Genomic DNA, 23,757 nt, shown 5'->3' on the forward strand with positions numbered 1-23,757 from the left:
AAACGGCTCTGACCCCATGCGTCACGTTCACGGAACACCATCCACGCACGGCGTGGATCTACTGGACTCGCCCGATGCGCCGTCTGTAGAGCCGAGCCCATGCTCGGCTGCTTCAGGCAAGAGCAGCCGAGCATGGGCTCGGCTCTACAAAAACCATCCACGCATGGCGTGGATCTATTGGCGGCGTACCGACTGCACCACCGACAGGCGGCGCAGGCGGCGCATGACTTCGGCCAGGTGGTTGCGGTCGCGCACCTGGATGTTGAACGCCAGCACGGCGGCGTTGAAGTCGCGGTCCAGGTAATCCACGCGCTCGATGTTGGAGTGGCTCTGCGCGATGGCCGCGGCCAGCTGCGCCAGCACGCCGGTGCCGTTCTCCACTTCCACCACCAGCGCGGTGTTGTAATCACCGGACACGGTGGTGTCCCAGCCGATCGGCACCCAGCGCTCGGGCGACTTGCGCAGTTCGGCCAGGTTCGGGCAATCCACGCGGTGCACCACGATGCCCTTGCCGGCGGTGTGGTAACCCATGATCTCGTCGCCGGGGATCGGCTGGCAGCAGCCGGCGAAGGTGACCACGCCACGCTCACTGCCGTTGATGAGGATCTTTTCCTGCGAGTGGTGGCGCGAATGCGGGCCGCCGCGCAGCTCGGCATAGGCCATCAGCGCCTGCGCGGCCTGGGTCGGCATCCAGTTGCCCAGCGCCACTTCGGCCAGCAGGGCCTCCAGGCGCGGGAAACGGTGTTCGGCCAGGAACGCATCGAGGCGGCCCTTGGGCAGGCGCTCCAGCGAGGAATCCATCGCTTCCAGCGCGCGGTCCAGCATGCGGTGGCCCAGCTGCACGGCGTCTTCGTGCTCCAGCTGCTTGAGCTGGTGGCGGATGGCGGTGCGCGCCTTGCTGGTGACCACGAATTCCAGCCACTGCGGCTTGGGCGTGGCCGAACGCGCGGTGATGATTTCCACCGACTGCCCGGACACCAGCTTGGTACGCAGCGGCACCAGTTTCTTGTCCACGCGCGAAGCCACGGCCATGTTGCCGACGTCGGTATGCACCGCGTAGGCGAAATCGAGCGCGGTCGAGTTGCGCGGCAGGGCCAGGATCTTGCCCTTCGGCGTGAACAGGTAGACTTCGTCCGGGAACAGGTCGACCTTCACGTTGTCGAGGAATTCCAGCGAGGAACCGGCGGCGCGCTGCGAATCGATCAGTTCGACGATCCAGGCATGGGCTCGGCTCTGCGCGCTGTTGGGCGAATCGCCACCAAACTTGTAGGTCCAGTGCGCGGCCACGCCGCGTTCGGCGATCAGGTCCATTTCCTCGGTGCGGATCTGCACCTCGATGGGCGAACCGTAGGGCCCGAACAGCACGGTGTGCAGCGACTGGTAACCGTTGGCCTTGGGAATCGCGATGAAATCGCGGAAGCGGCCATCCAGCGGTTTGAAGGTGGCGTGCACCGAACCCAGCGCGTGGTAGCAGCTGGGCACGCTGCGCACGACCAGGCGGAAACCGAACACATCCATCACCTGGTCGAAGGATTTGTTCTCGTCGCGCATCTTGTTGTAGATGCTCCACGGGGTCTTGATGCGGCTGACCAGGCGGTGCTCGATGCCTTCCTTCGCCAGCCGCTGCGACAGCTGCACTTCCACCTGCGCCATCGCCTCGCGGCGTACCACCGGCTGGCTGCGGATGTGTTTTTCGATGATGGCGTGGCGCCACGGGTACAGCGCCTTGAAGCCAAGGTTCTGCAGCTCGCTCTTGACCAGGCTCATGCCCAGGCGCTGGGCGATGGGCGCGTAGATCTCCAGCGTTTCGCGGGCGATGCGGCCGCGCGCTTCGCGGCTCTGCGCGCCCAGCGTACGCATGTTGTGCAGGCGGTCGGCCAGCTTGATCATGATCACGCGCAGGTCGCGCGACATGGCCAGCAGCATCTTGCGGAAGCTCTCGGCGGCCGCTTCCTGGCGGTCGCGGAACTTCAGCTTGTCCAGCTTGGTCACGCCATCGACCAGCTCGGCCACGGCTTCGCCGAACTCCGAGGCCAGCTCTTCGCGGGTCAGCGGGGTGTCTTCGATGGTGTCGTGCAGGATCGCGGCGATCAGCGCTTCCACGTCCAGGCCGAGCTCGGCCAGCACCTGGGCCACGGCCACCGGATGGGTGATGTAGGGCTCGCCCGACTTGCGCGTCTGCCCAGCATGCGCCGACGCACCGACTTCCCAGGCACGGCGCAGCAGCGGCAGCTGTTCCGGCGGCAGGTAATGGGCGGCGCGTTCGAGCTGGAGGACGTAATCAGGTACGACCGCGGCGGTGGGCGCGGCTACCTTGGCAGTGGGGCCTGGGTTCATGCCAGAAGCCTATGCCAGCGCGCCGATTACGGCAAACCCTGAATGCGAAACAGCCCGCACGGGGCGGGCTGTTCAGCGGTCAAGCAACGGCATTGATCGATGCGATCAATCGTCGTTCTTGGACATGTCTTCGTCGGCGACCACTTCAGCGGCGGCCCACTCCAGCGCTTCACGCTCGGCACGCTCGCGCTCGGCCTTCTCGACTTCGTCGATCAGCGCGTTGTCGATCTTGCGGGCGGCGATTTCGCGCAGTGCCAGCACGGTCGGCTTGTCTTCGGTGTCGTTGTCCAGGGTGGCCTGCACGCCGTTGGCGAGCTGACGGGCACGCTTGGAGGCCATCATGACCAGCTCGAAACGGTTGTTAACGACTTCCAGGCAATCTTCTACGGTGATGCGGGCCATACGGGCTCCCGGCGACCGGTCGGCCGCTCAGTCGAATGAGGGAAAGGGGACGGAGTGTACTGGCAGGGGCTGGACAAAATCAAGCCAACCCCCACCCGATTCTTTTGGAATCAGTCAGTTGCGCCCGCATCGGGGGTCAGCAGGGCCTGGATAAGGCCGGCGTGGCGGACCTTCTGGGCCTCCCGGCGCAGGCGGCTGGCGGTGAAGATGGCGCACAGCTCGTCCACGGCGGTGTCGAACACCTCGTTGACGATGACGTAGTCGAACTCGTTGAAGTGCAGCATTTCATCGCGGGCGGCGCCCAAGCGCTGGGCGATGACCGCCTCGCTGTCCTGGCCGCGCTTGCGCATGCGGTCCTGCAGGGCCTGCTTGGACGGCGGCAGGATGAACACCGTCACCGTGCCCGGCACCAGCTGGCGCACCTGCTGCGCACCCTGCCAGTCGATTTCCAGCAGCACGTCCTGGCCGGCGGCCAGCTGCGGTTCCACCGACTGGCGGGCGGTGCCCTTCCAGTCGCCATGCACCCAGGCATGCTCGAAGAAATCGCCGTCGGCGATCATTTCCTCGAACGTCTCGGCGCTGACGAAGTGGTAGTGCTCGCCGTTCACCTCACCCGGGCGCATGGCGCGCGAGGTGAAGGAAATGGACAGGGCGATCTGCGGGTCTCGCGCCAGGGTGGCGTTGACGATGCTGCTCTTGCCGGCGCCCGAGGGGGCGGCAACGATGTACAGCGTGCCGCGCGCAACGGCGGCCGACGGGGTGGACGGAGCGCTCATGCGCGGAACCCAAGTTGTTGATTTCGCAAAATTTATCCTCGATGTTCCAGAACCGGCGCGGAGGATCGCGCCAGCACGGCGGGAGCTGCGCGGAACATCCTGGAACCAGGCCCGGCAGATGGCTCCCCGGGGTGCGGGCACGCAACTTTAACAGAGCGGGCCGGGATGGCTGCCTGGGGCGCAGCGCGTGGCCGCAACCCAGTCCAGACGGCCATCACCCTCCCTGCCCCTTCCTGGCTGTGATCCGCGCGCATGAGGGGCCGACCAGCTCCCACACCCTTCCGATGATCACTTCCAGTGAAACGCCCTCCAGGTCGAGCGATGCCGCGTAGGCGCGCCATTGCCGCTGCTTCCCTTCGTCGCCGAACATCTCGGCCGAGAGACCCGGGGGGCGATCTTTCGGGACAGCCGTCTGCCGTCGCTCGAACGTTGCGGCAATAGCCGCGTCGAGATCTTCAGCGGATATCTCGATGGCCTGTGGCACTGCCCACAGATCGTAGTAGTCCTTCATGCGGCCGTTCAGGACACCCAGCGCCACCATCGCCTGGAATTTTTCAGCCACGACTGTGGCAGGCGGATAGGAACGGATGTGGGGAGCGGGAAGATCCAGCAAGGTTGGATAGTCAATGCGCCAGGTCGGATCCGCCATTGCGTCGCCGAAACCGATGTCGATGGTTACGGGGATGCGCGTCTTTTCAAGACAGGCGAAGGTCTTGAGGCGAACACCGCCATATTCCATCTCTTCCCTGATAACCGTCGCGGTAAGCGCGCCAGTATCGTAGGCGAGACCATCTTCACCCTCGACCGCCATGATTTCTGCGAAATCAGCAATCAAACGGGCTGGATCGGAATCCCCGTGACCGAGGAAATCGGCATCTCGGGTCACCCGGTTTCCGTCGGCCACCCAGACAGTGACCAGCATGCCGCCTTTCAGGACAAAGCGGTCCTTGTGCGCCGAGATCGACAACCTGTAGAGCAGCCGTTCAAGCGCGAAATTCACCAGGACAACATCGAAGATGCGCCCCTCTCTGCGAGCGATGGCAAGCAGCCGATCCTTGACCGACTTCGCCAGGTTGGACGGTCTTCTATCCATTGGAGGTGAGCGCCTCAATATAGGGTTGCATGACCTTCCAGGCCCCCCCAGCCTTCGCGGCCTCGGCGATTGCGGATGGCGTTGCCCGCCGTTGCTGGAGTGCAGCGCGCAGCCCCTCTACGGCGACGGATCGGTCAATCAGCCTGGGATTCCGGAAGAGGTCGGCCAGCGTCTTCGGGATCGAATAGACCGGAACATCGAGCCCCGCGATCGCATGCTGCTCGACTCCCGTTCGCAGATACGGCTCCGTGAAACGGACGATGCGCAGCGGGGGGTAGGACTGCACGGGCGCCCAGTCGCTCTTGCCGATGGCCATCCAGATGCGTCGTGGCATCTGATCGGTCAGCCCGTGGAAGGCGAGCGCCGACACCATGGCGATCACTCCCTTGGGGACGCGCATACTGGCTTCGGCAAGCATCTGATTCTCTTCGACTTCTGAATCACGCTTCTGATAGAGACCACGCGAGATACGTTCGACTTCACCACTCTGAACGGCGCGGGCAATCGTCTGTGCACTGATACCGGCATCACGCAGCTCATGGGCGCGCATCATGCTGCGCGTGCCGAGCAGGCGGTTGAGCTTGGCATTTTGAGAGGTCTGCATCGTCAGAATGTGACAAATCCTCAAACAGAACTGGAATCTATCATAGGTTTTGTCACAACTGCGTTCGTTCCGTCCCGACAATGCGCCCACCCTCAGCAGGGCTTTTGCACCCTCGCCGCCGCAAAGCCCGGAACCGAGCCGCACAACACCGCTTCGACGTCATCCAGCCCCAGGCCGGCATCAAGCGCCTCCAGCACCAGGAACTCACCCACATACCCGGTGAGCCCGGTGTTGTCGACCAGGCTGCCCCAGACCAGCCGGTCAACAGGGCTGAGGACGTGCCGCTGCTGAACGAGCCGGGACGCATAGACCGCGTGCCACCGGTGTCGCCCTGTCCTGTCCTGCTGACTCCAATAGCAGCGCGCCGCGTCGACCGCCGCGCGTTGGTCGGCATCCAGGCGGTCCCCCAGCCGGTCGCAGAAGGCAATGGCCAGCGCCGCCGTGGCGCGTGCGTCGCTTTCCAGCCCGGCGACGTCCAGAACCTCATCCAGCAGGTCCACGGTGGCGCGCATCGCCAGATGAGGATCGTTCGCGTCGTCCATGCGTACCCGCCTTCAGGAAACCCAATGAAGAAGGGCGCCCGAAGGGCCCCGCTGCACATCACTCGATGTTCTGCACCTGCTCGCGGATCTGGTCGATCAGCACCTTCAGCTCCACCGCGGCATTGGACGTGCGGCTGTCCACCGACTTCGAGCCCAGCGTGTTGGCTTCGCGGTTGAACTCCTGCAGCAGGAAGTCCAGGCGGCGGCCCACCGGCTCGCGCTGCTTGAGCACGCGGCGGATCTCGACGATGTGGCTGCCCAGGCGGTCCAGCTCCTCGTCCACGTCCAGCTTCTGCAGCCACATCACCAGTTCCTGCTCGGCACGGCCGGGGTCGACCGGGTGCGGCAGGTCGGCCAGGCGGGCGGCCAGCTTGGCGCGCTGTCCGTCGCGAATGGCCGGAATCAGCGTGCGGACGTCATTGGCGATGCGCTCGATGCCGTCCACGCGCTCGGCAATGGCGGCGGCCAGCTTGTCGCCTTCGCGCTCACGGGCGGCGACGAAGCCGTCCAGCGCCTGGTCCAGCAGCGACAGCGCCTCGGCCTGCAGGGCCGCCGCGTCGGTGGCCTCGCCCTGGGTCACGCCCGGCAGCTGCAGCAGCTCGGTGAAGCTGACCTGCAGGTTGGGGAAATCGGAGGTCAGGCGGTGCGCGAGCTGGCCCAGTTGGCCCAGCAGCGCTTCGTTCACCTGCAGGCTGGCGGCACCTTCCGGCGCGCGCAGGCGCATGACCAGGTCCAGCTTGCCGCGGCTCAGGCGGGCGGCGATGCGCTCGCGCAGCTGCGGTTCAAGCGCACGCAGTTCCTCGGGCAGGCGGGTGCCCACTTCCAGGAACCGGTGGTTGACCGAGCGCAGCTCGCAGCCCAGCGTGCCCCACGGGGTGACGCGCTCGCCGCCGGCATAGGCGGTCATGCTTCGAATCATGGAATGTGTCCGGTGCGTGCAAAGGGGGAATGGTACCCTAGCGCCCTCACCTGAGCCCCCCTGCCCGCCCCGTCAAGGTCGCGGGCATGGCGGCGTACTCCCATGCCCTTACGGAACCCGCACCATGTCCGATTCCCGCCCCAGTGGCCGCCAGCCCGACCAGCTCCGCCCGGTCGTCATCCAACGCGGCTTCACCCGCCATGCCGAGGGTTCGGTGCTGGTGTGCTTCGGTGAAACCCGCGTGCTGTGCACCGCCAGCGTGGAGAACCGCGTGCCGGGCTTCCTGCGTGGCAAGGGCGAAGGCTGGGTGACCGCCGAATACGGCATGCTGCCGCGCGCCACCCACACCCGCAGCGACCGTGAAGCGGCGCGTGGCAAGCAGGGCGGCCGCACCCTGGAAATCCAGCGCCTGATCGGCCGCAGCCTGCGCGCCTGCGTCGACCGCAACGCGCTGGGCGAACGCACCATCACCCTGGACTGCGACGTGCTGCAGGCCGACGGCGGCACCCGCACCGCCGCCATCACCGGCGCCTACGTGGCCCTGGTCGATGCGGTGAACGTGCTGATGAAGCGTGGCGACATCAAGCGCAACCCGATCCTCGGCGCCGTGGCGGCCGTTTCGGTGGGCGTGTACCGCGGCACCCCGGTGCTGGACCTGGACTACGCCGAAGACAGCGACTGCGACACCGACATGAACGTGGTGATGAACGACGGTGGCGGCTTCATCGAGCTGCAGGGCACCGCCGAAGGCCATGCCTTCCGCCGCGATGAACTGGACGCGCTGCTGGGCCTGGCCGAAAAGGGCGTGGGCGAGCTGCTGGCCGCGCAGCAGGCGGCGCTGTCGGCATGAACCGCCGCATCGCCCTGACCACCCTGGTGGTGGCCGACTACGACGAAGCCATTGCCTGGTACACCGGCAAGCTCGGCTTCGCCCTGTTGGACGACATCGACCAGGGCAGCAAGCGCTGGGTGGTGGTCGGGCCGACCGACGGCAGCGCGGCCGCCCTGCTGCTGGCCCGCGCCAGCAACGAGGAACAGCGCAGCCGCATCGGCAACCAGACCGGTGGCCGCGTCGGCTTCTTCCTCAACACCGATGACTTCCACCGCGACCACGCGGCGATGGTCGCCGCCGGCGTCGAATTCCTGGAAGCGCCGCGCGAAGAAGCCTATGCCACCGTCGCGGTGTTCCGCGATCTGTACGGCAACACCTGGGACCTGTTGGAGCCCCGCTGATGAAGACGCTCGTGCTTGCCAGCCACAACGCCGGCAAACTGGTGGAAATGCAGGAGATCCTCGCCGACCTGCCGCTGCAGATCACCTCGGCCGCCGAACTGGGCCTGGGTGACGTGGAGGAGACCGGCCTGACCTTCGTCGAGAACGCGCTGCTGAAGGCACGCGCGGCCTGCGAAGCGACCGGCCTGCCGGCACTGGCCGATGATTCGGGCCTGATCGTCGATGCCCTCGGCGGCGCGCCCGGCCTGTACAGCGCGCGCTACGCCGGCCACCCGACCAATGCCGCGGCCAACAACGCCAAGCTGCTGGAGGCGATGGCCGACATTGCCGATGGCCAGCGCACCGCCCGCTTCTATGCGGTCATCGTGCTGCTGCGCCACGCCACCGACCCGCAGCCGCTGATCTGCGAAGGTCGCTGGGAAGGCCAGATCATCCGCGAACTGCGCGGCACGAACGGCTTCGGCTACAACCCGGTGTTCCTCGATACCACCCACGGTCTGACCGCTGCGGAGATGGAGCCGGCGCTGAAGAACGCCATCAGCCACCGCGCCACCGCCCTGCAGCAGCTCAAGCAGCAGCTGGCCCGCTGGCTCTGACGCCCCTCTGATTAGCCCAGGGAAGCCGGCCAGCGGCCGGCACTACCGATGAAACCCATGCCGCACGACCACGACCACTGCAACCACCTGCCCGGCGAAGCCTGCTCCGCCGACCACGCACACGACACCGCGCCGCGCCTGGTGCCGCCGCCGCTGTCGCTGTACGTGCACCTGCCGTGGTGCGTGCGCAAATGCCCGTACTGCGATTTCAACTCGCACCAGGCCAAGGGCGAGCTGCCGTTCGAGGCCTACATCGACGCCCTGCTGCGCGACCTCGACCAGGACCTGCCGCTGGTCTGGGGCCGGGTGGTGCACAGCGTGTTCTTCGGTGGTGGTACGCCCAGCCTGTTCCCGCCGGAAGCGATCGACCGCTTCCTGCAGCAGGCCAGCGCGCGCCTGCGCTTTGCGCCCAATGCCGAGATCACCCTGGAAACCAACCCGGGCACCGCCGAGCACGGTCGCTTCGACCGCTACCGCGCCGCCGGCGTGAACCGCCTCAGCTTCGGCATCCAGAGCTTCGACGATGCCGCACTGAAGCGCCTGGGCCGCATCCACGACAGTGGCGAAGCCGAGCGCGCGGTGAAGATGGCGCAGGACGCGGGCTACGACAATTTCAACATCGACCTGATGTACGCGCTGCCGGAACAGACCCTGGCCGGTGCCGAGGCCGACCTGGAACGCGCCTTCGCGCTGCAGCCGGCACACATCTCGCACTACCAGCTGACCCTGGAACCGAACACCGTGTTCTTCGCGCGGCCGCCGCAGGGCATCCCCGACGAGGACAACGCCTGGGACATGCAGGAGCACTGCCAGGCGCTGCTGGCGCAGGCCGGTTTCGGCCAGTACGAAGTGAGTGCCTATGCCCGCCCCGGCCGGCAGAGCGCACACAACCTGAACTACTGGCGCTTCGGCGATTACCTGGGCATCGGCGCCGGCGCGCACGGCAAGATCAGCTCCGGTGCCGCGGAACACGTGCTGCGGCGCTGGAAGCTCAAGCACCCGCAGGCCTACATGGACAGCGCCGGCAGTCCGGCCTCGTTCGGGGGCGACGAAGTGATCGCCGCCGACCGCCTGCCCTTCGAGTACATGCTGAACCTGCTGCGCCTGCACGAGGGCTTCGGCCTGCGCGATTTCGAATCGCGCACCGGCCTGTCGCGCAGCGTGCTGGACGCACCGCTGGCCGAAGCCGTGCAGCGCGGCTGGCTGGAGGTGAGCGGCGACCACGTGCAGCCGACCGAACTGGGCCGCCGCTTCACCAACGATGTGGTGAGCCTGTTCCTGTAGCGCCGGGCCATGCCCGGCGGATGCGTTGCGCCTGGCGGATGCGGCCGCTGGCCGCCCTTCGCTGCGTTTGAACGGGTGCCCACCGCAGAAATTCCTCAAGTAGCGCCCGCGGCTGCCGACACGGTAGATTCCCATGTCGATTCGCGGGAATCCCGGAACTGCACCCGATGTCTGCCGCTTTCCCCTTTGCCACCCCTGACAGCGCGCGCCTGGCCGCGGCAGACCTGCCCCCCCGCGTGCGCGAGCTGCTGGGTGAACTGCTGGTGCTGTGCCGCCATGTGCTGACCGCGCCGCTCATCCTTACCGTGGAAGCGGCCGAACAGGCGTTGCTGCACGATGCCGACCATGCACGCAATCCGCAGATGCAGGCGGAGCTGCTGGCACAGCGTGGCCAGCTGCACGCGTTTGCCGGCACCTTCTGCGACCGCATGCTCGATGCGCTGGCCGACAGCCTGGTGCAGCTGCGTGCGCCGCAGGACACCGCGCCGCCGAGCGCGCCCGCTCGCCCGCCGGGCCTGCTGGGCCTGTCGCTGGTGGATGACCACGAAGTGGACCGCAACCTGGTGCTGACCGAAATGGTGCGCCGGGAAAACCAGCGTTCGGGCAATTCCCTGAACCTGCTCGGCCAGCGCCTTGCGGTGCTGGCCGCCGCCCCGGCGTTCGACAACGACACCCTGCCGCTGGCGCCGCAGGCGCTGTGCACCCTGGTGCGGCGCCTGGCCGAACAGGATGGGCTGAGCGCGGAACTGCAGCTGGCGCTCTATCGCAGCTTCGAACGCCAGCTGCTGGAACGCCTCGGCGATGTCCTGGAGCGCTCCAACAACCTGCTGGCCCAGCACGGCGTGCTGCCGGGCCTGGTCTACACCCCGTACCTGGCGCGCTCGTCCAGCACCCGCCGCATCATCACCCAGTCCGTCGGCGGTGGCCGCGCGACGCAGCCTGCACCGCGTTCGGCCGAGCCGTTGACCGGCTGGGGCAGCACCGGCCGCGCGGGCTCGTGGTCGGCGCTGATGCAGAACGCCTTCGCCGACACCGTCCCGCCGGGTGCAGCCAACCCGGAACTGACCACGCCCCCGGCCAACCTGCTGCACGACCTGCTGCAGCAGGCCCGGCACGCCGCGCCGATGGCCATCGAACCGCCCTCGGTGCCCAGTGGCCTGGTGGATGCGGTGCTGGCGCGCCTGCAGGCCCAGGCCGGCGCCGCCACCAGCATCACCGACCTGCAGACTGCCGTGACCGCGCAGCTGCGCAGCGAGCACGGCGCGCAGGCCCAGCTGGCCAGCCACGATCGCGACCACCTCGACCTGCTGCGCCTGCTGCTGCAGCAGGTCCAGCAGCAGCAGCGCCCCGACCCCGTGCCGGCCGCCCTGCTGGCCCGCCTGCAGGTGCCGCTGGCGCGCGCGGCGATGGCCGACCCCGCCTTCTTCGTGCGCGACGAACACCCCGCGCGCGAACTGCTCAACACCATCGCCGAAGCCGGTGCCAACTGGCTGGGCGACGATGACGTGGACCCGCAGCTGATGCAGCGCCTGGCGCAGAGCGTGCAGGGACTGCTGGGCCAGGACGCGCGCACGCCCGAAGCGTTCGCTGCGGCCAATGAAGAAATCCAGCAGCACCAGCGCGCCGCCGCGCATCGCGCCGAGCTGGCCGAACGCCGCCATGTGGAAGCAGCGCGCGGCAAGGAGCGGTTGGCCCTGGCCCGCCGCGAAGCCAGCGCGCAGATCGACCAGCAATGCCAGGCACAGGAGCCGCCGCGCTTCGTGCAGACCCTGCTGCGCGAGGCCTGGGCCGACGCCCTGACCCTGACCCGGCTGCGCCATGGCGATGACTCGGCGCAGTGGCAGGAACGCCTGCAGCAGACCGAACGCATTGCCGCGGTCACCGCCGCGCCCGCCGGGGCCGACAGCGTGCCCGACGCGCCGCTGGCCGCGGAAGTGGAAGCGGCCCTGCTGCAGGTCGGCTACCACCCCGAGGAAGCCTCGGCAGTCGCCCGCCGCCTGGCCACGCCCGGCGGCGAGGACGAGCACACCTCGCGCACCGAACTCAGCGCACGCCTGAAGGCGCGCGCGCGGCTGGGCGAGCATGCGGCGGGCAGCACCAGCACCCACGACGCCGCACCGCGCAGCGCGGCCGAGCAGGCCTGCCATGAACAGCTGACCAACCTGCCCTTCGGCAGCTGGTTCGATCTCGCCGACGAGGACGGCAGCGTGCGCCGCCAGCGCCTGTCCTGGTACAGCCTGCTGACCGGCCACGTGCTGTTCGTCAATCCGCGCGGGCAGAAGAGCAGCGAGACCGACCTGGATACGCTGGCCCGGCAGATGGCCGCAGGCCGGGCGCAGCTGGTCACCGAAGAAAAAGGCCGCCTGGTCGACCGTGCGTGGCAGGCCAGCCTGTCTGCCCTGCGCGCGTTGGCCGGTCGTCGCCGCCAGGAGCCTGACGCATGAGCCAGCTACCGCCGCAGGACACCCGCCGCGCGCCCCGCCGCCAGGTGTCCGACCTGGTCCCGGTCACCGACCAGATGCGCGACAGCGTGGTGGGCCGGCTGGGCAATGTTTCCGAAACCGGCATGCTGATGCTGGCCAGCCAACCGCTGCGCGATGACGCGCTGTACCAGCTGCGCTTCCCGCTGCCGCTGGGCGACGGCCGCAGCGCGGCCATCGATGTGGGCGTGCACCTGCTGTGGAGCGAGCCGGCGCATGCCCCGGGGCAGAGCTGGGCCGGCTTCCGTTTCCTCACCCTGTCGCGCGAACATCGGCAGCTGCTGCGTGCCTGGATCGGCGAGGACAGCGACGAGGCGCCGGTTTCGACAGGCTGAGTGCCGGTTCCTGCACAGCGGTTTTTTGCGGTATGCGGCAGAATCTAGGGCCGTTTTCCGTGTCGAGCCACCGCAATGATCCAGCAAGACCCTGGCGCCCTGTATTCCGACCACCTGGCCGTGCTGTGCCGACGCGCCGAACAGGCGCTGGCCCGCGGCGGCTTCGACCACCTGGTGGTGCCCAGCGGCACCCTGCACTACCAGATGTTCGACGATCGCGATTACCCGTACGCAGTGAACCCGCAGTTCAAGGCGTGGCTGCCGCTCACCCGCGTGCCCAACAGCTGGGTGGTGTTCACCCCGGGCAAGCGTCCGGCGGTGATCTTCCACCAGCCGTTCGATTACTGGCACGTGGTGCCCGACGCCCCCAGCGGCTGGTGGGTGGAGCACTTCGACATCCACGTCATCCGCAAGCCGGAAGAGGCGCTGGCGCTGCTGCCGGCTGATCCGTCGCGCTGCGCGATCGTCGGCGAGCCGCAGAGCGCGCTGGGTGCCTACGTGCCGAACAACCCGGCGCCGGTGGTGAACCATCTGGAATGGCACCGCGCCTACAAGACGCCGTACGAGGTCGCACTGATGCGTCAGGCGCAGGTGCTGGGCGTGCGCGGCCATCGTGCTGCCGAGGCGGCGTTCCGCAATGGCGCCGATGAGTTCAACATCCACATGGCCTACTGCCAGGCCGTGGGCCAGGATGCCAACGAGCTGCCGTACGGCAACATCGTTGCGCTGAACGAACACGCCGCGGTGCTGCATTACACCGAACTGGGCCGCACTGCACCGCAGCCGCTGCGCAGCTTCCTGATCGATGCCGGCGCCAGCGCGCACGGCTACGCCAGCGACATCACCCGTACCTACGCGGCCAAGGGCCACGACGAATTCGCCGCGATGATCGAGGCCGTGGACGCGGCCCAGCAGCAGATGTGCGCGGCGGTGCGTGCCGGCTTCGACTACAAGCAGCTGCACGTGGATGCGCATCTTTCGCTGATGGGCGTGCTGAAGGACTTCGGCGTCATCAAGGTCTCGCCGCAGACCGCGCTGGAAACCGGCGTCAGCGCCGCGTTCTTCCCGCACGGCATCGGCCACCTGATCGGCCTGCAGGTGCACGACGTGGCCGGTTTCGCGGCCAGCGAGGAAGGCGGCCGCATCGAGCGCCCGGCCGGCCATCTCTACCTGCGCCTGACCCGCGTACTGGAACCGGGCATGGTGGTGACCATCGAACCGGGCCTGTACTTCATCGACATGCTGCTGGACGAAGTGAAGGCTGCCGGCCATGGCGATGCGGTCAACTGGGACCGCGTGGACTTCTTCCGTCCGTATGGTGGCATCCGCATCGAAGACGAAGTGCTGTGCACCGAGGGCGAAGCGGACAACCTGACGCGTCCGGAGTTTGCGGCAGCCAACGGCTGAGCCCCTCGTGGCTGGGCGCAGGGTGCGGCGGGATTACTGACGCCTGGCCGGGCGGATGGGCTGCGCAGGGGACGCTGCAAGTACGTCCATGTAAGCTCGGTCGCCGCATCCATGCGGCTCACGCCCCTGCGCAACCCATCCGCCCGGCCACGGACAATTTCCGTGTGCGGCCAGCCACGGAAAAGAAAAAGAAAACCAAAAGCGGATCGCTCGCTGCGCTCGCTCTGTGTCGACCAAGGTCGACACCTACCAGTAGATCCACGCCATGCGTGGATGATTCATTCGATATCCCACCGATGTGCCGACCAACGGTCGGCACCCACCAACAACCGCTCGTACCAGTAGATCCACGCCATGCGTGGATGATTCATGCGATATCTGACAGAAAAATCGTGTCGACCAAGGTCGGCACCCACCAACAGCCGCGCGCGCCGGTAGATCCACGCCACGCGTGGATGATTCATTCGATGTCCGACAGATGTGCCGACCAACGGTCGGCACCCACCAAAAGCAGCAGTTGCCCACAGCCGCGTGAACCTGTCGAAGGCGGGGCACTGTGGGTTTGCGGGGTGTGAGCCGCATGGGCCCGAGGCATGCCTCGGGCGGGTTGGGCAGGACGCCCAACCCCGGTCTTGCCGTGTGCGCAGGACAGCGCACACGAGCAAGCGGCGACCAAGCCCCCATGGGTGAGGGCGCTTTGCTTGCGAAGCACTGCTTCGCAAGCGCCCGAACGCACAGCCGCCAGCGGCTGGGCCGGACCCCGGAGGGGGGTTTACGGCGTCCCCGCAAACCCACAGTGCCCCGCCATCCCACGGAATGCCGCTTCGGCTCTTGATCTTGAGGTTGCCGGCCAGCGGCCGGCACTACCAGCAGGTGCAGGGCTGCAAGCCCTGCTACCCAGAAACCCTCAACCCGCCATCACCGCTTCAATCTCGTCCGCACTCCGCGCCAGCCCTTCGGTCAGCACGCGATGGCCGTCATCGGTGATCAGCACGTCATCCTCGGTACGGATGCCGATCCCGCGCCAGCGCGGTTCCACCGTCGTGTCATCCGCGCCGATGTACAGACCCGGCTCGATGGTGAAGGCCATCCCCGGCTCCAGCAGGCGCGAATCGCCGGCCAGGCGGTAATCGCCCACGTCGTGCACGTCCAGGCCGATCCAGTGACCGGTCTTGTGCCGGTAGAAGCGCTGGTACAGGCCCTCGGCCAGGTTCTTTTCCAGCGTGCCCTTCAGCAGGCCCAGCCGCAGCAGGCCTTCGGTAAGCGTCTGCACTGCCGCCAGGTGACCGGTCTCGTAGGCCACGCCCGGCTTCGCCTGCGCAAGCGCTGCCGCCTGCGCCTCGCCCACCAGGTCGTGCAGCGCGCGCTGCTCGGCACTGAAGCGACCATTCACCGGGAACGTGCGGGTGATGTCGCTGGCGTAGCCGCGGTACTCGGCACCGGCATCGATCAGCACCAGCTCGCCATCGCGCGAACGCGCGTTGTTGTCGCGGTAATGCAGGATGCAGCCGTTGCGGCCGGCACCGACGATGCTGCTGTAGGCCGGCACCGCATCGCTGGCGCGGAACACGCGCTCCAGTTCGGCCTGCAGCTCGTACTCATGGATTCCCGCCTTCGCCGCACGCATCGCGGCCAGGTGCGCACGCACGCTGATCTGCGCGGCGTGGTGCATCAGCGCCACTTCCGCACCGGATTTGAACAGGCGCTGCTCATGCAGCAGGTGGCCCAGCTCCAGGAACTCATGCGGCGGCTGCGCGCCGTGGCGCACCTGCGAACGCACGCGGTTGACCCAGCCGATCAGCTTCAGGTCGAAGTCCGCATCGCGGCCGAAGTGGTAATAGACGCGCGAACGCCCTTCCAGCAGGCCCGGCAGGATGTCGTCCAGGTCATCGATCGGGTAGGCATCATCCATGCCGTACTGCGCCACCGCCCCGTCCTGGCCGGCGCGACCGCCGTCCCAGGCTTCGCGCTCGGCATCGCGCTCGCGGCAGAACAGGATGGCCTCGCCATGGCGGCGGCCGGGAATCAGCACCAGCACCGCTTCCGGTTCCGGGAAGCCGCTCAGGTACTGGAAGTCCGAGTCCTGCCGGTACGGGTAATGGGTATCCAGGCTGCGCACCTTCTCCGATGCGGCCGGCAGCACCAGGATCGCGTCGTCGCCGGCCATGTCCATCAGCTGGCGGCGGCGACGCTTGTACTCGCCGGCCGCGATGCCGGTGCGCTGCTTGATATCCATCAGTTCAGGCGCTGGCGGTGGCGCGCGGCCAGCACAACGTCACCGTGCAGCAGCAGGACCGCCACGCGGATGAACTCCTCGATCTCGGACAGGGCTTCGTCGTCGTCCTCGCCACCGGCCTCGAAATCCTCGCTGGAGGCACGGGCCAGGCTCGCCATGTCGGTCAGCGCTTCCTCGCCCTCTTCCGACAGGGTCGGGCGGCGGCCGCCGCTGCCCAGGCCGAAGCCACCGAGGAAGCTGCGGGTCCAGGCGAACATCGCGTCGGCCTGCGCGGCCACGTCGTCGTTGTCGGTCAGCAGCAGTTCGAAGGCGAAGTCGCGGTCTTCCAGCTGCTTGATGGTGGCTTCCAGCAGCTGCGCCAGCGCACTGCCGTCAGGCACCGGGGCCAGGTTGTCGTCGGCCAGCACGCGTGCCGGCCAGTCATTGCCGGGGGCGCCGCCGGCGGCCAGCCAGCCGCACAGGCCGCCGTGCAGCTCGGCAGCGGTGGCGCCCAGGCCCAGTTCCTGGCTGGCGCGGGAAACGTCGTCGACGGAGGGAAGTTCGGTCATCGTGCGGCTCGTTCGTAAGGGAAACCCGGGGTGCGCACGCGCGCGCCCGTGAGCCCGGTAGTGTAGCAACCCAACCGGGTCCTCCCCGTGGCAGCCCGGCCCTGCTGCGGCAACGCTTGACCGCCCTTGCCCGGCTTGCCTATCGTGCGGCATGGAACCCGCCGACCCCCTTGCCCAGTTGCAGGCCTTTGCCGCCCGCGTGGAAGCGTTGCTTGAACGCAACCAGCGCCTGGCCGAGGAGAACCGCAGCCTGCGCCACCAGCAGGAACAGCTCGTGACCGAGCGTTCGACGCTGCTGGCCAAGAACGAGCAGGCCCGCTCGCGGGTGGAAGCGATGATCAGCCGGCTCAAATCCCTGGAGCAGCACACATGAGCGCCGAACCGGTCAGTGTCCGCATCCTCGATCGTGAATACACGGTGGGCGTCGGTGGCGATGAACGCGACAGCCTGATGGCCGCCGCGCGCCTGCTCGATGCGCGCATGCGCGAGATCCGCGGCAGCAACCGGATGGCCGCCGTCGACCGCGTGGCCGTGCTGGCCGCGCTCAACCTGGCCCACGAGCTGCAGCTGCTGCGCGACGAGAACGCCCGCCAGGCGGTGGCCCTGCAGCAGACGCTGGCCGATCTGAACCGGCGGCTGGACCGCGCGATCGACAGCAGCACGTGAGGAGCGCGCGCATCGCGTCTTTTCATAACTGAATTGGCACGTACTGTTGCCGACGAACGGCCTATCCAGATCCTGCGCGCTGGCTATAATGGCGACGCGTTCTCTGCGGTACTCGACGGCATGTGCAAACATTCGCCTTGTCCCTTAAGAACGACACCGGGAGCGCGACAGCGCCGGGAGTGCAAGTCCGCCTTGTAGCGGGAAGCCCGATGGTTCTCCAGCGTTCCCACTTGAGCCCCCGGGTTCAAGGTCGTTTCGCATGCATCGACATTGCGGAGAATGCAATATTCCAGCAAGGGCGGCGTCTTCGGGCGTCGCCCTTGTTCTTTCCGGCACAATGACGGCTGTTCCCCCGCCGCACGCTGCCATGACCGACCCGCGCCAGGCCCTGCGCCACGACCTGCGGCAACGCCGCCGCGATCTTTCCGCGCCCGCGCGCATCGCCGCCGCCGAATCGCTGGCCGATGCCCTGCTTGCCCTGCCCTTCGCCCCGCGCACCGGCCCGGTGGCCGGCTACTGGGCCTTGGATGGCGAGATCGCCCTGCACCGCTGGCAGCTGCAGCTGCCCGAAGGCCTGACCTACTGCCTGCCGGTGCTGGCCGGCGAGGTGCTGAGCTTCGCGCCGTGGCGGCCCGGCCAGCCGCTGACCAGCAACCGCTACGGCATTCCCGAACCGGACGTGGCCCTGGAAGACACCCTGGAACCGGCGCAGATGGCGCTGGTGGTGACCCCGCTGGTCGGCTTCGACAGCCAGTGCCGACGGCTGGGCATGGGGGGCGGCTGGTATGATCGCAGCTTCGCCTTCCGCCACGACCGGCCGGCGCCGCCCTGGCTGGTCGGTGCTGCGTTCGCGGTGCAGCAGGTCGAGTCCTTGCCGGTGGCGTCGTGGGACGTGCCGGTGGATGCGATCTGCACCGAAGACGGCACCCTGTTCCCCTCCGCTGCCCCCGTGAACGCATGACCGCCCGCAAGCGCTATTGGCTGATGAAGTCCGAACCGGACGCTTTTTCCATCGATGACCTGGCCAAGGTGAAGGTCGAGCCCTGGAACGGGGTGCGCAACTACCAGGCGCGCAACTTCATGCGCGATGGCATGCAGGTCGGCGACGGCATCCTGTTCTACCACTCCAATACAAAGGTGCCGGGCATCGTCGGCCTGGCCACGGTGGCCAGCGCGGCCTACCCGGACGACACCCAGTTCGACCCGACGTCCGATTACCACGACCCCAAGAGCACGCGCGAAAACCCGCGCTGGATGCTGGTGGACGTGGGCTTCGAGCGCAAGCTGAAGCAGGTGATCGCGCTGGACGAGATCAAGCTGCACGCCGACGAACTCGGCGAGGGCTTCCCGCTGGTTGCCAGGGGCAACCGCCTGTCGGTGTTCCCGGTGACGGCCGCGCAGTGGAAGCTGCTGCTGTCGCTCGAAAAGAAATCCTGATTCCCTGCCTGAGAGTCCTCCCATGTCCGAAGCCAAGCGCCTTGCCGCCGAGAAAGCCATCGAATACGTCCAGGACGGCATGATCGTCGGCGTCGGCACCGGTTCCACCGTTGCCTACTTCATCGATGCCCTGGCCCGCATCCAGCACCGCATCAAGGGCGCGGTGTCCAGTTCCGAACAGAGCACCGCCCGCCTGAAGCAGCACGGCATCGAGGTGATCGAACTGAACCACGCCGGCAGCCTGTCGCTGTACGTGGACGGCGCCGATGAGTGCGATGCCAACAAGTGCCTGATCAAGGGCGGTGGCGCCGCGCTGACCCGCGAGAAGATCATCGCCGAGGCCAGCGAGCGCTTCGTCTGCATCGTCGACCCGAGCAAGCAGGTGCCGGTGCTGGGCAGGTTCCCGCTGCCGGTGGAAGTGATCCCGATGGCGCGCAGCCTGGTGGCCCGCCAGATCCGCGACATGACCGGCGGCCAGCCGAGCTGGCGCGAGGGCGTGGTGACCGACAACGGCAACCAGATCCTGGACATCCACAACCTGGAGATCACCGATCCGGAAAAGCTGGAGCGCGAGCTCAACCAGCTGCCGGGCGTGGTCTGCGTCGGCCTGTTCGCGCGCCGTCGCGCCGATGTGGTGATCGTCGGCGGCGAACCGCCGGTCGTGCTCTGAATTTCCCGAAGGACGCTGACATGTCGCTGCGCTCGCTGCTGATCCTCCCCCTGCTGGCCCTGACCGGCTGCGCCACCGATGCCGCCCGCCACTGGGTGGAGCTGGACGGCGCCCGTTACCAGGTGGAGCTGGCCACCAATGATGAAACCCGCGCCCGCGGGCTGATGTTCCGCGACCAGATGCCGGCCGACAACGGCATGCTCTTCATCCACGACCGCGAGGAAATGCAGGCGTACTGGATGAAGAACACCAAGATCGCGCTGGACATCCTGTACTTCGACAGCGAGCGCAAGCTGGTCAGCCAGCAGCGCGACGTGCCGCCGTGCTCGGCCGGCGACATGTGCCCGCCCTACCCGAGCGGTGGCCCGGCGCGTTACGTGCTGGAGCTCAACGCCGGCCAGGCCGAGAAGCTGAAGCTGAAGGACGGCACGCCGCTGACCTTCGGCCCGGGCATCGAGAAATAAGGGTTGGCCGGGCTGCGCCCGGCACCCGCGGGTAGTGCCGGCCGCTGGCCGGCAACGGCAACGGCAACGGCAACGGCAACGGCAACGGCAAAATCGTGCATTCCGTGGGATGGCGTGACGGTGTGGGCTTGCAGGACACGCCGTAAACCCCCCTCCGGGGTCCGGCCCAGCCGCTGGCGGCTGGGCGTTCGGGCGCTTGCGAAGCAGTGCTTCGCAAGCAAAGCGCCCTCACCCATGGGGGCTCGTAGGCGCCATCCATGGCGCCTGCGGTCCTGCAAGCCCACACCGCCCCGCCTCTGACAGTTGGCTGCAATCTCTCGGGGTCAGATCCCTTTCGCGCGCGAAAGGGCTCTGACCCCGTTTCTTCATGGCGCGGTTCTTTTCACGCCACACCGCTTGAAACCGCCTGCGATTGCCTCCAGTCTGTGGCCATGCAGGACCGGATCACACTCCCCGACTGGGATGCACTGGCCGACGTCGATGACGAGGCGCTGCCACTGTTGCCGACCGCGTTGCTGATCGCGCGCGATGAATACCCCGACCTGCAGCCCGGCGTGTACGACGCGCTGGTGCAGAGCCATGTCGACCACCTGCGCGCGGAAGTGGACACCATCGAGCGCTGGCCGCTGAAGATGGCCGCGGTCAACCGCCACCTGTTCGACGAACTGGGCTACAGCGGCGACCACCAGGAGTACTACGACCCGCGCAACAGCTACCTCAACCAGGTGTTCGAGCGCCGGCTGGGCAACCCCATCTCGCTGGCCCTGGTGCAGATGGAAGTCGCCCGGCGCCTGGGCATTCCGCTGGATGGCGTGTCCTTCCCCGGCCATTTCCTGGTGCGCCTGCCGGTGGACGACGGCGTGCTGGTGATGGACCCTTTCAACGGCGGTCGCCCGCTGGACGTGGACGAACTGCGCGAGCGCGCCAAGTCACACCTCGGCGGGCAGGCCCCGGACGACCAGGTGCTGGCGCAGATCCTCGACCCGGCGCCGACCCGCGCGATCCTGATCCGCATGCTGCGCAACCTGCACGGCGTGTATGCCGAAGCCAGCGAGTGGGACCGTGCCGCGCGCAGTGCCGACCGCCTGCTGAAGCTGGCCCCGGAACAGGACGATGCCCTGCGCGACCGGGGCCTGGCCTACCTGCAGCTGGATTACGTGGCCGGCGCCCGCCACGACCTGGGCCAGTACCTGCGCCGCAACCCCGAGGCCAACGATGCGCAGTGGCTGCGCGAAAAGCTGATCGACCTGGGTGGGCCGATGCCCCGGCTGCATTGAGTCAATCGATCTCGACCATCTCGAAATCGTCCTTGGTCACCCCGCAGTCGGGGCAGGTCCAGGTCTCGGGAATGTCCTCCCAGCGCGTGCCCGGGGCGATGCCCTCTTCGGGCAGGCCGTCCGCTTCGCGGTAGATGAAGCCGCAGACCACGCACATCCAGGTACGCAAGGTGGTGGGGGTGGCGTCGCTCATCGGATAATCAGGGCTGGATTCACGGGCCGCCATTGTCCCATCGCGGCCCACTCACCGGTAGCCATCGATGACTTCTGCTTCCCCGGCGCCCCGCGGCGTCTACCTGATCACCCCGGATGAACCCGATACCGCACGCCTGCTGGCGCGCACGGCGCCGCTGCTGGCCGCCGGTGCTACCTGGCTGCAGTACCGCAACAAGACCGCCAGCGACGCGCTGCGCCAGGAACAGGCCGTCGCCCTGCAGGCGCTGTGCGCCGTCCACGGCGTGCCGCTCATCATCAACGACGACCCGGCACTGGCCCAGGCCGTGGGCGCGGCCGGCGTGCACCTGGGCGGCACCGACGGCGACATCCCCAGCGCGCGCGCCCTGCTCGGCCCGGACGCCATCATCGGCGCGTCCTGCTACGACCAGCTGGCCAACGCCGAAAAGGCCGTGGCCGCTGGCGCCAGCTACGTGGCCTTCGGCGCCTTCTACCCCACCACCACCAAGGTCACCAGCAGCCGCGCCCACACCGACCTGCTGCGGCAAAGCGCCGCACTGGGTGTGCCGCGGGTGGCGATCGGCGGCCTGACGCCGGACAATGTCGGTCCCATCATCGATGCCGGCGCCGACCTGGTGGCCGTGGTCAGTGGCATCTATGCCGCGCAGGACCCGGTCGCGACCCAGCGCGCCTTCCTCGCCCAGTTCGCGTAACACCCAGGAAAGCCCCATGAACCACGACCAGTCCCACGCCCTGTTCTCCCGCGCCCAGCAGCTGCTGCCGGGTGGCGTCAATTCGCCGGTGCGCGCGTTCAAGTCCGTCGGCGGCGAGCCGTTCTTCGTCGAGCGCGCCGATGGCGCCTACCTGTACGACGTCGACGGCAACCGCTACATCGACTACGTCGGTTCCTGGGGCCCGATGATCGTCGGCCACAACCACCCGGCCGTGCGCCAGGCGGTGAAGAAGGCCATCGACAACGGCCTGTCCTTCGGCGCGCCGTGTGCGGCCGAAGTGACCATGGCCGAGACCATCACCCGCCTGGTGCCGTCCTGCGAGATGGTGCGCATGGTCAACTCGGGCACCGAGGCCACGCTGTCGGCCATCCGCCTGGCCCGTGGCGCCACCGGCCGCAACCGCATCGTCAAGTTCGAAGGCTGCTACCACGGCCACGGCGATTCGTTCCTGGTCAAGGCCGGCAGCGGCATGTTGACCCTGGGCGTGCCGACCTCGCCGGGCGTGCCGGCCGGCCTGAGCGAGCTGACCCTGACCCTGCCCTACAACGACTTCGACGCCGCCACCGCGCTGTTCGAAGCACAGGGCAGCGAGATCGCCGGCCTGATCATCGAACCGGTGGTGGGCAACGCCAACTGCATCCCGCCGCGCGACGGCTACCTGCAGCACCTGCGCGCGCTGTGCACGCAGTACGGCGCCCTGCTGATCTTCGATGAAGTGATGACCGGCTTCCGCGTGGCCCTGGGCGGCGCGCAGGCGCACTACGGCATCACCCCGGACCTGAGCACCTTCGGCAAGATCATCGGCGGCGGCATGCCGGTGGGCGCCTACGGCGGCCGCCGCGAGCTGATGCAGCAGATCGCCCCGGCCGGCCCGATCTACCAGGCCGGCACGCTGAGCGGCAACCCGGTGGCGATGGCCGCCGGCCTGGCGATGCTGGAACTGGTCTCGCAGCCGGGCTTCCACGACGAGCTGGCCGCACGCACCGCGCGCCTGTGCGAGGGCCTGGAAGCGGCCGCCGCCGAAGCCGGCGTGGCGGTGACCACCACCCGCGTGGGTGCGATGTTCGGCCTGTTCTTCACCAGCGAAAAGGTGGAGACCTATGCGCAGGCCACCGCCTGTGACATCCCGGCGTTCAACCGCTTCTTCCACGCGATGCTGGACCAGGGCGTGTTCCTGGCGCCGTCGGCGTACGAGGCTGGCTTCATGTCCAGCGCGCACGACGATGCCGTGATCGAAGCCACCCTGGCCGCTGCCCGCATCGCGTTCAAGGCCGCCAAGGGCTGAGCCCACGCCCGGTTGGTGCCAACCCTGGTTGGCACCGCCTTGCACCGTATCCACGCATGGCGTGGATCTACCACGCATTGCCGGGGCACCGTATCCACGCATGGCGTGGATCTACCACGCATTGCCGGGGCACCGTATCCACGCATGGCGTGGATCTACCATGCATTGCCGGGGTACGGCATCCACGCATGGCGTGGATCTACCATGCATTGCCGGGGTACGGCATCCACGCATGGCGTGGATCTACCATGCATTGCC

At 67.8% G+C, this 23,757-nt stretch carries 26 protein-coding genes and 1 other RNA gene; 17 read left to right on the forward strand and 10 right to left on the reverse strand.

The window, feature by feature from the left end; translation table 11 throughout:
• Nucleotides 1-174 precede the first annotated feature (174 nt).
• From C1925_RS16695 to C1925_RS16725, 7 genes are all read right to left on the reverse strand, one after another.
• Nucleotides 175-2,337 carry a bifunctional (p)ppGpp synthetase/guanosine-3',5'-bis(diphosphate) 3'-pyrophosphohydrolase gene (locus C1925_RS16695; RefSeq protein WP_108769866.1) on the reverse strand — a complete coding sequence of 721 codons (2,163 nt, stop codon included), beginning with the start codon at nucleotides 2,335-2,337 and terminating at the stop codon, nucleotides 175-177.
• Nucleotides 2,338-2,442: 105 nt separating this feature from the next.
• A complete protein-coding gene (rpoZ, locus tag C1925_RS16700; protein ID WP_079223054.1) occupies nucleotides 2,443-2,739 on the reverse strand; it encodes a DNA-directed RNA polymerase subunit omega in 297 nt (98 codons plus the stop codon).
• A gap of 110 nt (nucleotides 2,740-2,849) precedes the next feature.
• Nucleotides 2,850-3,515 carry a guanylate kinase gene (gene gmk / locus C1925_RS16705; protein ID WP_108769867.1) on the reverse strand — a complete coding sequence of 222 codons (666 nt, stop codon included), beginning with the start codon at nucleotides 3,513-3,515 and terminating at the stop codon, nucleotides 2,850-2,852.
• Between the two features lie 214 nt (nucleotides 3,516-3,729).
• Nucleotides 3,730-4,608 carry a nucleotidyl transferase AbiEii/AbiGii toxin family protein gene (locus C1925_RS16710; protein ID WP_108769868.1) on the reverse strand — a complete coding sequence of 293 codons (879 nt, stop codon included), beginning with the start codon at nucleotides 4,606-4,608 and terminating at the stop codon, nucleotides 3,730-3,732.
• Entirely contained in the window at nucleotides 4,601-5,212 is a 612-nt protein-coding gene (locus C1925_RS16715) for an AbiEi antitoxin N-terminal domain-containing protein (protein WP_108769869.1), read from the reverse strand. Before C1925_RS16715 ends, C1925_RS16710 begins: the two co-directional genes overlap by 8 nt.
• Before the next feature lie 92 nt (nucleotides 5,213-5,304).
• On the reverse strand, nucleotides 5,305-5,754 hold the full coding sequence (locus C1925_RS16720; protein WP_108769870.1) for a hypothetical protein: 450 nt from the start codon (nucleotides 5,752-5,754) through the stop codon (nucleotides 5,305-5,307).
• Between the two features lie 58 nt (nucleotides 5,755-5,812).
• Entirely contained in the window at nucleotides 5,813-6,673 is an 861-nt protein-coding gene (locus C1925_RS16725; RefSeq protein ID WP_108769871.1) for a YicC/YloC family endoribonuclease, read from the reverse strand.
• A 124-nt stretch (nucleotides 6,674-6,797) separates the two neighbouring features.
• Here C1925_RS16725 and rph point away from each other — a divergent pair, with 124 nt between their 5' ends.
• The 7 genes from rph (at nucleotide 6,798) to pepQ (ending at nucleotide 14,008) form a co-directional block, all read left to right on the forward strand.
• Complete coding sequence (rph, locus tag C1925_RS16730) at nucleotides 6,798-7,523, forward strand: ribonuclease PH (RefSeq protein ID WP_005410889.1); 726 nt, start codon at nucleotides 6,798-6,800, stop codon at nucleotides 7,521-7,523.
• Nucleotides 7,520-7,906, forward strand: coding sequence for a VOC family protein (locus C1925_RS16735; RefSeq protein ID WP_108769872.1), 387 nt, complete (start codon nucleotides 7,520-7,522; stop codon nucleotides 7,904-7,906). Before rph ends, C1925_RS16735 begins: the two co-directional genes overlap by 4 nt.
• A complete protein-coding gene (gene rdgB, locus C1925_RS16740) occupies nucleotides 7,906-8,502 on the forward strand; it encodes an RdgB/HAM1 family non-canonical purine NTP pyrophosphatase (RefSeq protein WP_108769873.1) in 597 nt (198 codons plus the stop codon). Before C1925_RS16735 ends, rdgB begins: the two co-directional genes overlap by 1 nt.
• Nucleotides 8,503-8,559: 57 nt before the next feature.
• Nucleotides 8,560-9,786, forward strand: coding sequence for a radical SAM family heme chaperone HemW (gene hemW, locus C1925_RS16745; RefSeq protein WP_108769874.1), 1,227 nt, complete (start codon nucleotides 8,560-8,562; stop codon nucleotides 9,784-9,786).
• 167 nt (nucleotides 9,787-9,953) lie between these two features.
• Nucleotides 9,954-12,230 (forward strand): DUF1631 family protein, encoded by a 2,277-nt coding sequence (locus C1925_RS16750; RefSeq protein WP_108769875.1) that lies wholly within the window; start codon nucleotides 9,954-9,956, stop codon nucleotides 12,228-12,230.
• Nucleotides 12,227-12,601, forward strand: a complete 375-nt coding sequence (locus C1925_RS16755) for a PilZ domain-containing protein (RefSeq protein WP_108769876.1) — start codon at nucleotides 12,227-12,229, stop codon at nucleotides 12,599-12,601. The genes C1925_RS16750 and C1925_RS16755 overlap by 4 nt, the downstream gene beginning before the upstream one ends.
• A 75-nt stretch (nucleotides 12,602-12,676) precedes the next feature.
• Nucleotides 12,677-14,008, forward strand: coding sequence for a Xaa-Pro dipeptidase (pepQ, locus tag C1925_RS16760; protein WP_108769877.1), 1,332 nt, complete (start codon nucleotides 12,677-12,679; stop codon nucleotides 14,006-14,008).
• Nucleotides 14,009-14,915: 907 nt separating this feature from the next.
• Here the strand turns inward: pepQ and C1925_RS16765 are convergent.
• Both C1925_RS16765 and C1925_RS16770 read right to left on the reverse strand, forming a co-directional pair.
• The gene (locus tag C1925_RS16765) at nucleotides 14,916-16,238 is read right to left on the reverse strand and encodes an aminopeptidase P N-terminal domain-containing protein (RefSeq protein WP_108770745.1); all 1,323 of its coding nucleotides are present in this window, start codon (nucleotides 16,236-16,238) and stop codon (nucleotides 14,916-14,918) included.
• Nucleotides 16,239-16,243: 5 nt separating this feature from the next.
• On the reverse strand, nucleotides 16,244-16,792 hold the full coding sequence (locus C1925_RS16770) for a UPF0149 family protein (RefSeq protein WP_108769878.1): 549 nt from the start codon (nucleotides 16,790-16,792) through the stop codon (nucleotides 16,244-16,246).
• Between the two features lie 151 nt (nucleotides 16,793-16,943).
• On the opposite strand from C1925_RS16770, the gene C1925_RS16775 reads away from it, so the two are divergent.
• From C1925_RS16775 to C1925_RS16810, 8 genes are all read left to right on the forward strand, one after another.
• Nucleotides 16,944-17,165: a TIGR02449 family protein gene (locus C1925_RS16775; RefSeq protein WP_108769879.1), complete on the forward strand. Its 222-nt coding sequence runs from the start codon at nucleotides 16,944-16,946 to the stop codon at nucleotides 17,163-17,165.
• Complete coding sequence (locus tag C1925_RS16780) at nucleotides 17,162-17,458, forward strand: cell division protein ZapA (protein ID WP_108769880.1); 297 nt, start codon at nucleotides 17,162-17,164, stop codon at nucleotides 17,456-17,458. Before C1925_RS16775 ends, C1925_RS16780 begins: the two co-directional genes overlap by 4 nt.
• 97 nt (nucleotides 17,459-17,555) lie before the next feature.
• A non-coding RNA gene (gene ssrS / locus C1925_RS16785) (6S RNA) lies at nucleotides 17,556-17,741 on the forward strand.
• 84 nt (nucleotides 17,742-17,825) lie between these two features.
• A complete protein-coding gene (locus C1925_RS16790) occupies nucleotides 17,826-18,419 on the forward strand; it encodes a 5-formyltetrahydrofolate cyclo-ligase (RefSeq protein ID WP_108769881.1) in 594 nt (197 codons plus the stop codon).
• The gene (locus C1925_RS16795) at nucleotides 18,416-18,895 is read left to right on the forward strand and encodes an EVE domain-containing protein (protein WP_108769882.1); all 480 of its coding nucleotides are present in this window, start codon (nucleotides 18,416-18,418) and stop codon (nucleotides 18,893-18,895) included. Before C1925_RS16790 ends, C1925_RS16795 begins: the two co-directional genes overlap by 4 nt.
• A gap of 22 nt (nucleotides 18,896-18,917) precedes the next feature.
• Nucleotides 18,918-19,565, forward strand: coding sequence for a ribose-5-phosphate isomerase RpiA (gene rpiA, locus C1925_RS16800; RefSeq protein ID WP_108769883.1), 648 nt, complete (start codon nucleotides 18,918-18,920; stop codon nucleotides 19,563-19,565).
• A 20-nt stretch (nucleotides 19,566-19,585) separates the two neighbouring features.
• A complete protein-coding gene (locus tag C1925_RS16805; protein WP_108769884.1) occupies nucleotides 19,586-20,029 on the forward strand; it encodes a DUF192 domain-containing protein in 444 nt (147 codons plus the stop codon).
• A gap of 431 nt (nucleotides 20,030-20,460) precedes the next feature.
• A complete protein-coding gene (locus C1925_RS16810) occupies nucleotides 20,461-21,306 on the forward strand; it encodes a SirB1 family protein (protein ID WP_108769885.1) in 846 nt (281 codons plus the stop codon).
• A 1-nt stretch (nucleotide 21,307) separates the two neighbouring features.
• Here C1925_RS16810 and C1925_RS16815 read toward each other — a convergent pair whose 3' ends face one another.
• A complete protein-coding gene (locus C1925_RS16815; RefSeq protein WP_108769886.1) occupies nucleotides 21,308-21,532 on the reverse strand; it encodes a rubredoxin in 225 nt (74 codons plus the stop codon).
• Nucleotides 21,533-21,566: 34 nt separating this feature from the next.
• Between C1925_RS16815 and thiE the strand changes: the two genes are divergently transcribed.
• Both thiE and hemL read left to right on the forward strand, forming a co-directional pair.
• Nucleotides 21,567-22,193, forward strand: coding sequence for a thiamine phosphate synthase (gene thiE / locus C1925_RS16820; protein ID WP_108769887.1), 627 nt, complete (start codon nucleotides 21,567-21,569; stop codon nucleotides 22,191-22,193).
• A gap of 16 nt (nucleotides 22,194-22,209) precedes the next feature.
• A complete protein-coding gene (gene hemL / locus C1925_RS16825) occupies nucleotides 22,210-23,499 on the forward strand; it encodes a glutamate-1-semialdehyde 2,1-aminomutase (RefSeq protein WP_108769888.1) in 1,290 nt (429 codons plus the stop codon).
• Nucleotides 23,500-23,757: the final 258 nt, after the last annotated feature.

The sequence above is a fragment of the Stenotrophomonas sp. SAU14A_NAIMI4_5 genome, from assembly GCF_003086795.1.
GTDB lineage: Bacteria > Pseudomonadota > Gammaproteobacteria > Xanthomonadales > Xanthomonadaceae > Stenotrophomonas.

Coding starts and splice junctions, on each gene's coding strand:
- C1925_RS16695 (WP_108769866.1), bottom strand. CDS start 2,337: ATGAACCCAGGCCCCACTGCCAAGGTAGCCGCGCCCACCGCCGCGGTC.
- rpoZ (WP_079223054.1), bottom strand. CDS start 2,739: ATGGCCCGCATCACCGTAGAAGATTGCCTGGAAGTCGTTAACAACCGT.
- gmk (WP_108769867.1), bottom strand. CDS start 3,515: ATGAGCGCTCCGTCCACCCCGTCGGCCGCCGTTGCGCGCGGCACGCTG.
- C1925_RS16710 (WP_108769868.1), bottom strand. CDS start 4,608: ATGGATAGAAGACCGTCCAACCTGGCGAAGTCGGTCAAGGATCGGCTG.
- C1925_RS16715 (WP_108769869.1), bottom strand. CDS start 5,212: ATGCAGACCTCTCAAAATGCCAAGCTCAACCGCCTGCTCGGCACGCGC.
- C1925_RS16720 (WP_108769870.1), bottom strand. CDS start 5,754: ATGGACGACGCGAACGATCCTCATCTGGCGATGCGCGCCACCGTGGAC.
- C1925_RS16725 (WP_108769871.1), bottom strand. CDS start 6,673: ATGATTCGAAGCATGACCGCCTATGCCGGCGGCGAGCGCGTCACCCCG.
- rph (WP_005410889.1), top strand. CDS start 6,798: ATGTCCGATTCCCGCCCCAGTGGCCGCCAGCCCGACCAGCTCCGCCCG.
- C1925_RS16735 (WP_108769872.1), top strand. CDS start 7,520: ATGAACCGCCGCATCGCCCTGACCACCCTGGTGGTGGCCGACTACGAC.
- rdgB (WP_108769873.1), top strand. CDS start 7,906: ATGAAGACGCTCGTGCTTGCCAGCCACAACGCCGGCAAACTGGTGGAA.
- hemW (WP_108769874.1), top strand. CDS start 8,560: ATGCCGCACGACCACGACCACTGCAACCACCTGCCCGGCGAAGCCTGC.
- C1925_RS16750 (WP_108769875.1), top strand. CDS start 9,954: ATGTCTGCCGCTTTCCCCTTTGCCACCCCTGACAGCGCGCGCCTGGCC.
- C1925_RS16755 (WP_108769876.1), top strand. CDS start 12,227: ATGAGCCAGCTACCGCCGCAGGACACCCGCCGCGCGCCCCGCCGCCAG.
- pepQ (WP_108769877.1), top strand. CDS start 12,677: ATGATCCAGCAAGACCCTGGCGCCCTGTATTCCGACCACCTGGCCGTG.
- C1925_RS16770 (WP_108769878.1), bottom strand. CDS start 16,792: ATGACCGAACTTCCCTCCGTCGACGACGTTTCCCGCGCCAGCCAGGAA.
- C1925_RS16775 (WP_108769879.1), top strand. CDS start 16,944: ATGGAACCCGCCGACCCCCTTGCCCAGTTGCAGGCCTTTGCCGCCCGC.
- C1925_RS16780 (WP_108769880.1), top strand. CDS start 17,162: ATGAGCGCCGAACCGGTCAGTGTCCGCATCCTCGATCGTGAATACACG.
- C1925_RS16790 (WP_108769881.1), top strand. CDS start 17,826: ATGACCGACCCGCGCCAGGCCCTGCGCCACGACCTGCGGCAACGCCGC.
- C1925_RS16795 (WP_108769882.1), top strand. CDS start 18,416: ATGACCGCCCGCAAGCGCTATTGGCTGATGAAGTCCGAACCGGACGCT.
- rpiA (WP_108769883.1), top strand. CDS start 18,918: ATGTCCGAAGCCAAGCGCCTTGCCGCCGAGAAAGCCATCGAATACGTC.
- C1925_RS16805 (WP_108769884.1), top strand. CDS start 19,586: ATGTCGCTGCGCTCGCTGCTGATCCTCCCCCTGCTGGCCCTGACCGGC.
- C1925_RS16810 (WP_108769885.1), top strand. CDS start 20,461: ATGCAGGACCGGATCACACTCCCCGACTGGGATGCACTGGCCGACGTC.
- C1925_RS16815 (WP_108769886.1), bottom strand. CDS start 21,532: ATGGCGGCCCGTGAATCCAGCCCTGATTATCCGATGAGCGACGCCACC.
- thiE (WP_108769887.1), top strand. CDS start 21,567: ATGACTTCTGCTTCCCCGGCGCCCCGCGGCGTCTACCTGATCACCCCG.
- hemL (WP_108769888.1), top strand. CDS start 22,210: ATGAACCACGACCAGTCCCACGCCCTGTTCTCCCGCGCCCAGCAGCTG.